Annotated in this window: 13 protein-coding genes, 1 tRNA gene and 3 pseudogenes; 4 read left to right on the top strand and 13 right to left on the bottom strand. The window is 57.6% G+C overall.

Features of this window, described 5'->3' with window-relative positions; all coding sequences use genetic code 11:
* Positions 1 to 68 precede the first annotated feature (68 nt).
* Positions 69 to 845, bottom strand: coding sequence for a serine O-acetyltransferase (gene cysE, locus M1B35_RS09770; RefSeq protein ID WP_123328770.1), 777 nt, complete (start codon positions 843 to 845; stop codon positions 69 to 71).
* Positions 845 to 1,618, bottom strand: a complete 774-nt coding sequence (gene trmJ / locus M1B35_RS09775; RefSeq protein WP_123328771.1) for a tRNA (cytosine(32)/uridine(32)-2'-O)-methyltransferase TrmJ — start codon at positions 1,616 to 1,618, stop codon at positions 845 to 847. The genes cysE and trmJ overlap by 1 nt, the downstream gene beginning before the upstream one ends.
* A 145-nt stretch (positions 1,619 to 1,763) precedes the next feature.
* Here trmJ and suhB point away from each other — a divergent pair, with 145 nt between their 5' ends.
* On the top strand, positions 1,764 to 2,582 hold the full coding sequence (gene suhB / locus M1B35_RS09780; protein ID WP_123328772.1) for a type III secretion system regulator SuhB: 819 nt from the start codon (positions 1,764 to 1,766) through the stop codon (positions 2,580 to 2,582).
* Positions 2,583 to 2,718: 136 nt separating this feature from the next.
* Here the strand turns inward: suhB and M1B35_RS09785 are convergent, their stop codons facing one another.
* From M1B35_RS09785 to queA, 6 genes are all read right to left on the bottom strand, one after another.
* Positions 2,719 to 3,273, bottom strand: a complete 555-nt coding sequence (locus M1B35_RS09785) for a glycine zipper 2TM domain-containing protein (RefSeq protein ID WP_123328773.1) — start codon at positions 3,271 to 3,273, stop codon at positions 2,719 to 2,721.
* Between the two features lie 120 nt (positions 3,274 to 3,393).
* Complete coding sequence (gene secF, locus M1B35_RS09790; RefSeq protein WP_268261800.1) at positions 3,394 to 4,308, bottom strand: protein translocase subunit SecF; 915 nt, start codon at positions 4,306 to 4,308, stop codon at positions 3,394 to 3,396.
* A 9-nt stretch (positions 4,309 to 4,317) separates the two neighbouring features.
* The gene (gene secD, locus M1B35_RS09795) at positions 4,318 to 6,186 is read right to left on the bottom strand and encodes a protein translocase subunit SecD (RefSeq protein ID WP_123328775.1); all 1,869 of its coding nucleotides are present in this window, start codon (positions 6,184 to 6,186) and stop codon (positions 4,318 to 4,320) included.
* A 62-nt stretch (positions 6,187 to 6,248) separates the two neighbouring features.
* Entirely contained in the window at positions 6,249 to 6,587 is a 339-nt protein-coding gene (yajC, locus tag M1B35_RS09800; protein ID WP_011063224.1) for a preprotein translocase subunit YajC, read from the bottom strand.
* A gap of 47 nt (positions 6,588 to 6,634) precedes the next feature.
* Positions 6,635 to 7,750 carry a tRNA guanosine(34) transglycosylase Tgt gene (gene tgt / locus M1B35_RS09805; RefSeq protein ID WP_185039113.1) on the bottom strand — a complete coding sequence of 372 codons (1,116 nt, stop codon included), beginning with the start codon at positions 7,748 to 7,750 and terminating at the stop codon, positions 6,635 to 6,637.
* 14 nt (positions 7,751 to 7,764) lie between these two features.
* A complete protein-coding gene (gene queA, locus M1B35_RS09810) occupies positions 7,765 to 8,814 on the bottom strand; it encodes a tRNA preQ1(34) S-adenosylmethionine ribosyltransferase-isomerase QueA (protein ID WP_123328777.1) in 1,050 nt (349 codons plus the stop codon).
* A 108-nt stretch (positions 8,815 to 8,922) separates the two neighbouring features.
* Here queA and M1B35_RS09815 point away from each other — a divergent pair.
* From M1B35_RS09815 to M1B35_RS09830, 3 genes and pseudogenes are all read left to right on the top strand, one after another.
* Positions 8,923 to 9,007: transfer RNA gene (locus tag M1B35_RS09815), tRNA-Leu, on the top strand.
* A 166-nt stretch (positions 9,008 to 9,173) separates the two neighbouring features.
* A pseudogene (locus M1B35_RS09825) lies at positions 9,174 to 10,438 on the top strand (tyrosine-type recombinase/integrase).
* A gap of 31 nt (positions 10,439 to 10,469) precedes the next feature.
* Entirely contained in the window at positions 10,470 to 11,198 is a 729-nt protein-coding gene (locus tag M1B35_RS09830; RefSeq protein WP_268261803.1) for a hypothetical protein, read from the top strand.
* 44 nt (positions 11,199 to 11,242) lie between these two features.
* Here M1B35_RS09830 and M1B35_RS32195 read toward each other — a convergent pair.
* From M1B35_RS32195 to M1B35_RS09850, 5 genes and pseudogenes are all read right to left on the bottom strand, one after another.
* A pseudogene (locus tag M1B35_RS32195) lies at positions 11,243 to 11,353 on the bottom strand (hypothetical protein); the annotation flags it as partial.
* Between the two features lie 21 nt (positions 11,354 to 11,374).
* Positions 11,375 to 11,902: a hypothetical protein gene (locus M1B35_RS09835; RefSeq protein WP_268261804.1), complete on the bottom strand. Its 528-nt coding sequence runs from the start codon at positions 11,900 to 11,902 to the stop codon at positions 11,375 to 11,377.
* Positions 11,903 to 12,072: 170 nt separating this feature from the next.
* Complete coding sequence (locus tag M1B35_RS09840) at positions 12,073 to 12,318, bottom strand: hypothetical protein (RefSeq protein WP_279653756.1); 246 nt, start codon at positions 12,316 to 12,318, stop codon at positions 12,073 to 12,075.
* 38 nt (positions 12,319 to 12,356) lie between these two features.
* Complete coding sequence (locus tag M1B35_RS09845) at positions 12,357 to 12,680, bottom strand: hypothetical protein (protein WP_268261805.1); 324 nt, start codon at positions 12,678 to 12,680, stop codon at positions 12,357 to 12,359.
* Between the two features lie 47 nt (positions 12,681 to 12,727).
* A pseudogene (locus tag M1B35_RS09850) lies at positions 12,728 to 12,918 on the bottom strand (structural protein P5); the annotation flags it as partial.

Raw genomic sequence — 12,918 nt, forward strand, 5'->3', positions numbered from 1 at the left:
GTCGCTTTTGACACCTGCGACCCACTCCCTGCCCCATCAGCCCGAATAAAGAACCGGCTGGCCGAGACTTAGCCGACCTGGCTGTCGCCCTTATCCTTGACCTCGGCGAAGTCCTCGTCACGCAGCACCGGCAGATCCTTCGCGCAGTAGTTACTGCCCAACTCCGTCAAGGCGCCGCACATACCTTCGAGACGACCATCAACAGCCTGCAGATGATCGAGCAGCTGGCCAATAGCCCGAGCCACCGGATCCGGCATGTCCTCACTGACGCCATAGGCATCGAAGCCGAGCTTTTCCGCCATGGCCTTGCGCTTGGCTTCCTGCTCATCACTGGACTTCATGATGATACGACCGGGGATCCCCACCACCGTGGCACCCGCTGGCACAGCTTTGGTAACCACTGCGTTGGAGCCCACCTTGGCGCCGGCACCGACCGTAAACGGCCCCAACACCTTGGCACCCGCACCCACCACCACACCATTTTCCAGGGTCGGGTGACGCTTGCCCTTGTTCCAGCTGGTGCCACCCAGGGTGACACCCTGATAAAGCGTGACGTCATCGCCAATCTCGGCGGTTTCACCAATCACGATGCCCATGCCGTGATCGATAAAGAAGCGACGACCAACCTTGGCCCCTGGATGAATCTCGATGCCCGTCAACCAACGCCCGAAGTTCGACACCAGGCGCGCCAACCACTTCCACCCCATCCCCCACAAGGCACCGGACAGGCGATGGATCCAGATCGCGTGCATGCCCGGGTAGCAGGTCAGCACTTCAAAGGCATTGCGCGCCGCCGGGTCACGATGGAACACGCTTTGGATATCTTCACGCAAACGCTCGAACATCATTGATCCTTCCGCTTTTGCAGCTCGCCACGGGCCGCTTTCTGGGTTTCCGTGAGAATGCCGCGCAATATATTCATTTCCGCCCGACTAACCGAGCTACGACCGTACAAGCGGCGCAAACGCGCCATCAAGTGCCGTGGTTTTTCCGGATCGAGGAAGTCGATGGCCACCAGCGTCTGCTGCAGATGCTCATAGAACCGCTCCAACTCATCCATGGTCGCCAGCTCATCACTGCGCGGCGACGCCACTTCATCTTTCTCGACCTTGCTTGGCCGGCCTTCAGCCGCTAGCCAGGACATGCGCACCTCATAGGCCAGCACCTGCACCGCCGTCGCCAGGTTCAGAGAGCTGAACGCCGGGTCCGACGGAATGTGCACGTGAAAGTGACATCGCTGCAGCTCGTCATTGGTCAGCCCGGAGTCTTCGCGCCCGAAGACCAGGGCTATCTCGGCACCCTGCCCGGCCTCTTCGACTACCTTGACCCCGGACTCACGGGGATCCAGCAGCGGCCATGGAATACGCCGATCACGGGCACTGGTGCCGAACACCAAGGTGCACCCCACCAGGGCCTCTTCCAAATTGGCGACGACCTGGGCGTTTTCAAGGATATCGGTAGCACCCGAGGCGCGCGCATCGGCCTCGTGGTGAGGGAAGACCCGCGGCTCGACCAGCACCAGCCGCGACAAGCCCATGTTCTTCATGGCTCGCGCAGCCCCACCGATATTCCCGGGATGACTGGTATTAACCAGGACGACACGAATGTTCTGCAGCAAGGGAGGCGCTCTCGGACGGTGGAAAGGGGAGCAAATCTTACAGAGCATCGGAAAGTTAAGCTACGAAAGCGCACGCCGGCCTTCATCTGTAAAAGTTTTCTGCTAGAATGCCCGGCTTTCTTTAACAACCTTAGGTGACACATCCATGCAGCCAATGCTGAATATCGCGCTGCGCGCCGCCCGCAGCGCCAGTGAATTGATTTTCCGCTCCATCGAGCGCCTGGATACCATCAAGGTCGACGAAAAAGACGCCAAAGACTACGTATCCGAAGTTGATCGTGCCGCAGAGCAGAAGATCATCGACGCGCTGCGCAAAGCCTACCCAAACCACTCCATCCTCGGTGAAGAAACCGGCCTGCACGCCGGTAACGGCATCGAAGGCGAAGAGTACCTGTGGATCATCGATCCACTGGACGGCACCACCAACTTCCTGCGTGGCATTCCGCACTTCGCTGTCAGCATCGCCTGCAAATACCGTGGTCGCCTGGAACACGCCGTGGTCCTGGACCCGGTTCGCCAGGAAGAATTCACCGCCAGTCGTGGCCGTGGCGCCCAACTGAATGGTCGTCGCCTGCGCGTCAGCGGTCGCACCAGCCTCGATGGCGCCCTGCTGGGTACCGGCTTCCCATTCCGCGACGATCAGATGGACAACCTCGACAACTACCTGGGCATGTTCCGCGCCCTGGTTGGCCAGACTGCCGGCATCCGTCGCGCAGGCGCCGCCAGCCTGGACCTGGCCTACGTCGCTGCCGGTCGTTTCGATGCGTTCTGGGAGTCGGGCCTGTCCGAGTGGGACATGGCTGCAGGCGCCCTGCTGATCCAGGAAGCTGGCGGCCTGGTGAGCGACTTCACTGGCGGCCATGACTTCCTGGAAAAAGGCCATGTGGTTGCAGGCAACACCAAATGCTTCAAAGCGGTCCTGACCGCCATCCAGCCGCACCTGCCGGCTTCGCTGAAACGCTAAGCAACAGCGACAAAAAAAGCACCCCGAGGGGTGCTTTTTTTATGCCCGTAAAACACCAACCTGTAGGAGCCGACTTGCCGACGAAGACAATCTCAAGACCGACGATCGCCAGCAAGCTGGCTCCTACAGTGGAAGGTTATTGCCCGGGTTGATTTTCGTTCTGACCGAGGATCAGACGACCATCTTTATCCACTGGAATCTGATTGCCTGGATCACGATCCATCCGCACCTGGCCTTGCTTGCCGCCCAGGTCGTACTTCACGTCATAACCCACGACCTTGTCGCTGATGTCATTGACCGTGTTGCAGCGGGTTTGCGTGGTGGTGTACGTATCACGCTCCTGCATGCCTTCCTGCACTTTGTTACCGGCATAACCACCGCCGACCGCACCAGCCACCGTGGCGAGCTTCTTGCCATTGCCGCCGCCCACCATGTTGCCGAGCAGACCGCCGCCGACCGCACCGACCACCGTCCCCAGGATCTGATGCTCATCCTTGACCGGCTTCTGCCGAGTCACGGCGACATCCTTGCAGACTTCACGAGGGGTCTTGATCTGTTGTTTGACCGGCTGAACTGCCAGCACTTGCGCATACTCAGGGCCGCCTTTAACCAGGCTGTAGGTGGCAACAGCACCCCCGGCGGTGACACCGACAGCACCCAATACCGCACCCACCAGCAACGACTTGTTCATAGAACCTCCTGACCATCACAAGCGGGACACGCCCGCGCTTCTCCCAGCCTTGGAGCAACAAAAAAGGCGCGAGTTCAACACTCGCGCCTTTTTCGTCGACAACCGGAGAAGTAATGACCGTCAAGGACGCTCGTCGACTTCCTTCTCGGTGTTCACGGTAGGAATCAGATCCTCGCTGTTCAGGTTCAGCCAGATCAGCACCACGTTGGCGATGTAGATCGACGAGTAGGTACCCGCCAAAACACCGACAAACAGAGCGATGGAGAAGCCCCACAGGTTGTCGCCGCCGAAGAACAGCAGCGCAACGATCGCCAGCAGGGTGGAGATCGAGGTCGCCATGGTCCGCAGCAGGGTCTGGGTGGTCGAGATGTTGATGTTCTCGATCAAGCTGGCCTTGCGCAGTACACGGAAGTTCTCACGCACCCGGTCGAACACCACGATGGTGTCGTTGAGGGAGTAACCGATGATCGCCAGCACCGCCGCCAATACTGTCAGGTCGAAGGTGATCTGGAAGAACGAGAGGATACCCACCGTTACGATCACGTCGTGAATCAGCGAGACAATAGCCCCCACCGCGAACTTCCACTGGAAGCGGAACGCCAGGTAAATCAGGATGCCGCCCAGCGCCATAAGCATGCCGAGGCCGCCCTGGTCGCGCAGCTCTTCACCCACCTGCGGGCCGACAAACTCGACGCGCTTGACCTGAGCCGGGTTGTCACCGCCGACCTTCTGCAAGGCCTCGGCCACCTGGTGACCCAGTTGCGGGTCTTCGCCAGGCATGCGCACCAACAGATCGGTGGTAGCACCGAAGCTCTGCACGATGGCTTCGTGATAGCCGGCCTTGACCAGCTCGCTGCGCACCAGGGTGACGTCGGCCGGCTTCTCGTAGGTCAGCTCGATGAGCGTACCGCCGGTGAAGTCCAGGCCGTAGTTCAGACCCTTATGGAACCAGCTGAACAACGCCAGCAGGGTAAGAAACACAGTGACGCCGAACGCGAAGTTGCGCACGCCCATGAAGTTGATAGTACGTAACATGGCAGCCCCTTAAATCCACAACTTCTTGAAGTCACGACCGCCGAAGATCAGGTTGACCATCGCACGGGTCAGCCAGATGGCCGTGAACATCGAGGTAAAGATCCCGAGGGACATGGTCACCGCGAACCCTTTGACCGGGCCGGTGCCCATGGCAAAGAGGATCCCACCTACCAGCAGAGTGGTCAGGTTGGAGTCGAGAATCGCGGTGAATGCCCGGCCGAAACCTTCGTTGATTGCCCGCTGCACACTCATGCCAGCAGCGATCTCTTCACGTATCCGCGAGAAGATCAGCACGTTGGCGTCCACCGCCATACCCATGGTCAAGACGATACCGGCGATGCCTGGCAGGGTCAGTGTTGCCCCCAGCAGCGACATCAGGGCCAGCAGCAGCACCATGTTCAACGCCAGCGCCACGGTGGCGATCACGCCGAAGAAGCGGTAGATGGCGATGATGAACAGCGACACGAACAGCATGCCCCACAGCGACGCATCGATACCCTTAGTGATGTTGTCAGCACCCAGGCTCGGACCGATTGTGCGCTCTTCAGCGAAGTACATCGGCGCCGCCAGACCACCGGCACGCAGCAGCAGCGCCAGCTCGGAGGACTCGCCCTGGCCATTTAGACCGGTAATCCGGAACTGGCTGCCCAGCGGCGACTGGATGGTCGCCAGGCTGATGATTTTTTTCTCTTCCTTGAAGCTTTGCACCGCGACGTCTTTTTCGACGCCGTTGACCATTTGCTTGGCGTAGGTGGTGATCGGCTTCTGCTCGATGAAGATCACCGCCATGCTGCGGCCGACGTTGCTGCGAGTCGAACGACTCATCAGCTCACCACCGTGACCATCAAGCTTGATGTTCACCTGTGGACGGCCGTGCTCGTCGTAGCCCGCCTGGGCGTCGGTCACCTGGTCACCGGTGATGATCAGGCCACGCTCGATCTGCGCCGAAGGACGGTTGCCTTCACGGAATTCGAAGGTTTCGGAAGTAGCTTTCGAAGCGCCCGGCTCAGCGGCCAGACGGAACTCAAGGTTGGCCGTCTTACCCAGGATCCGCTTGGCTTCAGCAGTGTCCTGCACGCCCGGCAGCTCAACCACGATACGGTTGGCACCCTGACGCTGAACCAGAGGCTCGGCAACACCCAGCTCGTTGACGCGGTTACGCACCGTGGTCAAGTTCTGCTTGATGGAGTATTCACGGATTTCCGCCAGCTTGGCCGGGGTCATCGTCAGACGCAGCACCGCCTGACCATTGAGGTCGGCCGGCACGATATCGAAATCGGTGAAGTTCTTGCGAATCAGTGCACGGGCTTGTTCACGGCTGCCTTCATCACTGAAGCCCAGCTGGATCGCACCGTTGAGCTGCGGCAGGCTGCGATAGCGCAGACGCTCTTTGCGCAGCAGGCTCTTGACGTCGCCTTCGTAGACTTTCAGGCGTGCGTCGAGGGCTTTTTCCATGTCCACTTCCAGCAAGAAGTGCACACCACCCGACAAGTCCAGACCCAGTTTCATCGGATGCGCACCGAGGTTACGCAGCCACTGTGGTGTGGTTTGTGCCAGGTTCAAGGCTACAACATAATCGTCGCCCATGACCTTGCGTACAACGTCCTTGGCCGGCAGCTGGTCTTCCTGTTTGGTCAGACGCAGCAAGCCGCCCTTGCCATTGGCAGCAATCGAGGAAGCCTTGACGTTAATACCGGCATCGGCAAGCGCTTTGCTCGCACGATCCAGGTCCGCCTGGGTGACCTGCAATGCCGTGCTGGCACCGCTGACCTGAATCGCCGGGTCATCCGGGTATAGATTGGGAGCGGAATAAATAGAACCGATCGCCAGCACCGCCAGGATCAGTAGGTATTTCCACAGAGGGTATTTGTTCAGCATCACGCCGCCCGCTTATGACGCGGGGCGCCTTGCGCGCCCCGTCGATTGGTAAAAGATGAAACTTAGATCGCTTTCAGCGTGCCTTTTGGCAGCGTGGCGGCAATGGCGCCTTTCTGGAACTTCAGCTCTACGGAGTCCGATACTTCCAGAACCACGAAGTCGTCGGTCACTTTGTTGATCTTGCCGGCGATACCACCGGTGGTCACAACTTCGTCGCCTTTCTGCAAGCTGCCCAGCAGGTTCTTCTGCTCTTTAGCGCGCTTGGCCTGTGGACGCCAGATCATCAGATAGAAGATGACCAGGAAGCCGACCAGGAAAATCCACTCGAAACCAGTGCCAGCAGGACCGGCAGCAGCAGGTGCAGCGGCGTCCGCATACGCGGCAGGGATCAAAAAGCTCATTTATCACTCCGATAATTGCAAAATTAGTGGCTTAACGTCTTTAGTACTTAGTCTAAAGGCGGCACGGGTAACCCGCGTTTGGCATAGAAGGAATCGACAAAGGCGGCCAATGTACCTTGTTGAATAGCCTCGCGCAAACCAGCCATAAGGCGTTGGTAGTGACGCAAATTATGGATGGTATTGAGCATGCTCCCGAGCATTTCGCCGCACTTGTCCAGATGGTGCAGATAAGCGCGGGAGAAGTTCTGGCAGGTGTAGCAATCACAAGTAGGATCCAGGGGCGAATCATCATGGCGATGAAACGCATTACGGATCTTCAGCACGCCAGTATCGATGAACAGATGCCCATTGCGGGCATTGCGGGTTGGCATCACGCAATCGAACATGTCCACACCGCGGCGCACACCCTCAACCAGATCTTCCGGCTTGCCAACCCCCATAAGGTAACGAGGTTTGTCTGCTGGCATTTGGCCTGGCAGGTAGTCCAAGACCTTGATCATTTCATGCTTCGGCTCGCCCACCGACAGGCCGCCGATGGCCAGGCCGTCGAAGCCGATCTTATCGAGGCCTTCCAGGGAGCGCATACGCAAATCCTGGTGCATGCCGCCCTGGACGATGCCAAACAGCGCCGCGGTATTTTCACCGTGGGCATTCTTCGAGCGCTGAGCCCAGCGCAACGACAACTCCATGGAGATCCGCGCCACGTCTTCATCGGCCGGGTACGGGGTGCATTCGTCGAAGATCATCACAATGTCCGAACCCAGGTCGCGCTGCACCTGCATGGACTCTTCCGGCCCCATGAAAACCTTGGCGCCATCCACCGGCGAGGCGAAGGTCACGCCCTCCTCCTTGATCTTGCGCATGGCACCCAGGCTGAACACCTGGAAACCACCGGAGTCGGTCAGGATTGGGCCACTCCACTGCATGAAATCATGCAAGTCGCCGTGCTTCTTGATGACCTCGGTGCCTGGGCGCAGCCACAGGTGGAAGGTATTGCCCAGAATGATCTCGGCGCCGGTGGCGACGATATCCCGCGGCAGCATGCCCTTGACCGTGCCGTAGGTGCCGACCGGCATAAAGGCCGGCGTTTCCACCGTACCGCGAGGAAAGGTCAGGCGGCCGCGACGCGCCTTGCCATCGGTGGCAAGCAACTCGAACGACATACGACAGGTGCGACTCATACAGTGTCCTCTGGGCCGCGTGGCGCGGGATTACGGGTGATGAACATGGCATCACCGTAGCTGAAAAAGCGGTATTCCTGCTCGACGGCAGCCTTATAGGCGGCCATGGCTTCGGGGTAACCGGCGAAGGCGGAAACCAGCATCAACAGCGTGGACTCCGGCAAATGGAAATTGGTGACCAGGGCATCCACGACATGGAAGGGACGGCCCGGGTAGATAAAGATGTCGGTGTCGCCGCTGAAAGGCTTGAGCACCCCATCGCGAGCAGCGCTTTCCAGGGAACGCACGCTGGTGGTACCCACCGCGACGACACGCCCACCGCGCGCACGGCACGCAGCCACTGCATCCACCACCTCCTGGCCGACTTCCAGCCATTCGCTGTGCATGTGGTGTTCTTCGATGGTCTCGACCCGCACCGGCTGGAACGTACCAGCGCCGACGTGCAACGTCACAAACGCGGTCTCCACGCCTTTGGCGGCAATCGCCTCCAACAGCGGCTGATCGAAATGCAGGCCCGCCGTTGGTGCCGCCACGGCACCAAGACGCTGGGCGTACACCGTCTGATAGCGCTCGCGGTCGGCACCTTCATCGGGGCGGTCTATATAAGGAGGCAACGGCATGTGGCCGACACGATCCAGCAGCGGCAGCACCTCTTCGGCAAACCCCAGCTCGAACAACGTATCGTGCCGAGCCAGCATCTCAGCCTCACCGCCGCCATCGATAAGAATCTTTGACCCCGGCTTCGGTGACTTGCTGGAGCGCACATGGGCCAGCACACGATGGCTGTCCAGTACCCGCTCGACGAGGATTTCCAGCTTGCCGCCAGAGGCCTTTTGACCGAACAGCCGCGCCGGAATGACCCGGGTATTGTTGAACACCATCAAATCGCCCGGGCGCAAATGCTCGAGCAAATCAGTGAATTGACGGTGGGCCAGGGCGCCCGTAACCCCATCCAGGGTCAACAGACGGCTACCGCGACGCTCGGCCAAGGGATGGCGGGCGATCAGCGAATCAGGGAGCTCGAAGGTAAAGTCAGCAACGCGCATGATGGGGTTCGTCTAGCAGGGCCGGAAAGTTTAGCGGAATAAGTGAAAATTGACCATGAAAGTCGATTGACCAACGGCAACCTCATCTCTATACTTCGCCGCCATTGAGCCCTGATGGCGGAATTGGTAGACGCGGCGGATTCAAAATCCGTTTTCGCAAGAAGTGGGAGTTCGAGTCTCCCTCGGGGCACCAAGTACATATCTCAAGATGCTGCTCAATGCACCTTGAACCCAGAGAAACCGGCCATTGAGCCGGTTTTTTTGTATTCGCTTGTATAATCTTTAATCAGCATGAATCTTGTTGGCGTGTATGGGCTGGTGTATGTTCGGAAAAATCACGAACTTTCCCATACAAAACCATGAAGCGAATCGACATAAAGCGCCGGCCACTGGCCGACACAGTCCTGCTCTCACTCGAACCTGAAGCGAAGGAATACCGCGAAGCCTACGGCATCGATCGGCTGTCTTTTGTCGTTTCCCCCAATGGGCGTAAGCGCTGGGAAATGCGCCACAAGAAGGCCGATGGTAAGTGGACTTGGATGGGGCTGGGCGGCTACCCGGAGACCTCGGCAAAGCGTGCCCGCGAAAAGGCCCGGGAGATTGCCGACCTAGTTGAGGGCGGTATTGATCCGATCCAACACAAGCAATCGGCCAAGAAAGCCAACGAGATTGCCGCAGCCAACACTTTCCGGGCTGCCGCGAACGCTTGCTCGAGAAAAAGGAGAAGGACGGTCGCGCCGACTCTACGCTCGACAAGATCCGCACCTACTTGGAAAAGGACATTCTGCCAGCAATAGGCGACATGCAGCTCACGGAGATAACAAGGAAGGACTGCGCAGCCCTCCAGGCCAGCATCGAGGCCCGAGATGCTCACAACGTGGCCAAGAAGACCCGAGGCTGGCTCAAGAAGATATTCAGCCAGGCCATCGCCAGGGGCCTGTGCGAAAACAACCCAGCCTCAGAGCTCCTTGCCATCGCAGCAAAAGCGCCAGAAACAGAGCAGCATCCCCATCTGCTTGAGCACGAAATTCCCGCGTTCATGGTTGCAATGAAGGCCACCACCAGTCGCCTGATAGCACGCACAGCAGCATGGCTGACGATTTGGACGGCGAGCCGCCCCGGAGTGGTCAGATGGGCTGAATGGTCCGAGTTCGATCTCGACGCGGCCACCTGGATGATCCCGGCCAGCAAAATGAAGATGAAGCGCGACCACTACACCCCGCTCTGCTCCCAGGCAGTCCAAGCACTGCGCGAGCTGAAGGAACTGACAGGTCGGAGCAAATACCTGTTCCCTGGCACCGGCCCCAAAACACCAGTGATCAGTGAGAACACCATCAACTTGGTATTCGCAAAGGTCGGCTACAAAAGAAAGCTCGTAGGGCATGGTACGCGACACACGGCCAGTACCCTGTTGCGCGAGCATGAATGGGCAAAGGACCATGTTGAGGCCCAGCTTGCACACCTTGAGGATGGGATCAGCGGCGTTTATAACAAGGCCAGGTACATGCCTCAGCGCCGCCATATGATGCAATGGTATGCCGACTACCTTGAAGCTCTGGGCGACGGCATAACGGACAGTCAAAAAGAAATTTTTGCCGCATTAGTCAATGCGACACCAATTTAAAACTCATACGACAACGCGCTCGGACAACGGAATGAAAACAGACAACCCTGCGGCTAGAACCCTTAAAGTTTTGAGAAAACTACAGGAAACCCCTATGGCTGCATCCTGCAAGGATTCTTGGTGCGCAGCCCTTGGAATACCAACTGGAAATGACTCCAATCTACTTATGAAGCTCGGGGCATTTATGGCTAATCCGACCGAAGCGGTTCGGATAATGAATGAAAAGTTTCCAGCATTACGCTCCCAAACAGATGCCTGGCATTTAAAATTCATGTCAGGCATAACATGCCAACAACTAAACGCTCAACTAGCAACATTCTCTGCCAGCTACAGACCAGTTAACAATGACTTCTTAGAAGTTATGAACCACATGATTGGCACAGCATGCTACGACGTAATACCAGAACAAAAAATATCCGACTCGAGAGCAATGCTGTCGGAACTCATAGACAGCGTTTTGAGCAGTAACCTTGAAGAAAAAGTTAAGAACTATGTTGTAAAATCAATCCGCAGAATAATCTCGGCCTTGGAAGACTATGAAATAACAGGAAGCATCCCAGTAATTGAATCAATCGAAATCATGGCTGGCCATGTATTTACCAATGAACAGTTTAGAATATCCATGAATTCTGATATCGGTAATAAAATATTCGGGGTAATTGGTGCAATAGCTGATGCCATGGCTATTGCCGCTGGCGTACCACCAACCCTCTGGAAGCAAATTGGCTCATCCTTTGTGGGAAAACTCACAAGCGAATGAGCTCTGTCCTGAGGCGCATACCCAAATAAGATGCGTTATGCGCCTCATTGGCAAGCCGATACCGCGGCTACCAGCCCCCGCTCGTATCCGATCCGCTGCCGGCGCTCCACCAAAAGCGCACGCACCTTTAGCTCCAGGCTGTCGGTCTTGCATAGGCGGTCAGTTATATGCACTACTTACAAAGTGGGAATACACATTGGTGGAAACCAGCTTCCTTCAAGCTCAATATAGCGAAAAAGAGGCGATACCAGTGCATTGTACCCCCAATTCAAATCGCAAGCGTATATTTCAAAGCCAGGACTCCAAGCCCTTTTCATCCCATCCAACAACGCAAGATCCTTCTCGAAAAATTTGATACCCCTTTTTGCCAACTCTACATCACTCTTAAGGCCTGACACATACCGACTTAGTTTGATCACTTCCGCGTCAGCTATGCGCAAAGACGAATAAAACTTCTGCCCCTCCTCAATCGTATTTGAGTAAACCTCCCTACAATCACCAAATCCGAAGAGATACTCGCGGCGCTCCTTATCGCGACTGGCATATTCAACTGCGGCCTCCCAACCGCAAAGAGCACATTCAGCATTCTCCAATTTAATCTCTAGACTCTCAAGCCTAACCTTATAGGCGGCGATAATATCTCTACACTGACTTAAACTTTCGTCACAATCCGCTCCAACAAACGGTGCCCGTTGAAAAAACATCCCGCCTCCAAAAACATGTGAGACACATATAAATATTTACTAACATCTCAAGAATTCGACGCCAAGGCAGAACTGAACATTTTTACAGACGCCTGCCTCCCGTTTTATTGCTGAAAAGCTCCGTAGTCAAGGGGAACTCTTTCTCGCCAAAATTCGCACTGCGCTCCTCCTTAGCGGCATGCCTCAAGAGATGCGGCCATCTCCGTCTCATACCCAATCCGCTGCCTGCGTTCAGCGAGAAGCGCTCGCACCTTCACCTCCAAGCTATCAGTCTTTCGTAGATTGGCAGCGGCCCAAGGCGGCACCCCCACCTCTGGCGCCCGGCACGGCACTTGCACAGGTACCTCCACCCGCACGGTGCGTACCTCGGGCTCCCGGGCTGCGCACCCGAACAGGAACAACAAAAGCCCGGTCAGGAATAGCTTCTGGAATATTTTGCTGCGCGTTTTGTCGTTCACAACCCCAGTTCCTGATCAATGATCGATTCCGCCGCCGGCGCCGGATCACCGCCGGTACGCTCCTGCAGCAGGCGATTCGCCGCCGAGTAGTCGTGCCGGGCCAGCTCCTTAGCGTCGGCCTGGGCCTGGGCGGCGCGGCGCTCCCGTTCCTCGCCGGCCAGCACCAAGTCGACCAAGTTCCGGCCCTGCTCACCCGCCAGGGCTTCCAGGTTGTCGCGGCCAGCCTTTGCCGTGGCCAGATCCGTCTGGGCAGTGTCGAGCAACGGCCGGTAATGCCGCGAGGCCAGCCAGGCACCCAGGGAGGCGCCTGCAACCAACACCAAAACGACGACCAGCAGAATGCCAACCAACCGCCACGCCCCGGCGATCACTTCAAAGCCCTGCGCAGGCCTTCCTCGAACACGGCATCCGGGTAAGGGTTGCCGCCGTTTTCGTGCACGATGATCCCGACCATCACAGCTCGCAGGGTTGCCGGGTTCTTGATGTCGATCACATCGTTGGCCTTAACGCCCAGGCGCTTGGCGATGGCGGCGATATGAATCGCCCCGGGTTTCGTAG

This window comes from Pseudomonas morbosilactucae (assembly GCF_023241665.1).
Classification (GTDB): domain Bacteria; phylum Pseudomonadota; class Gammaproteobacteria; order Pseudomonadales; family Pseudomonadaceae; genus Aquipseudomonas; species Aquipseudomonas morbosilactucae.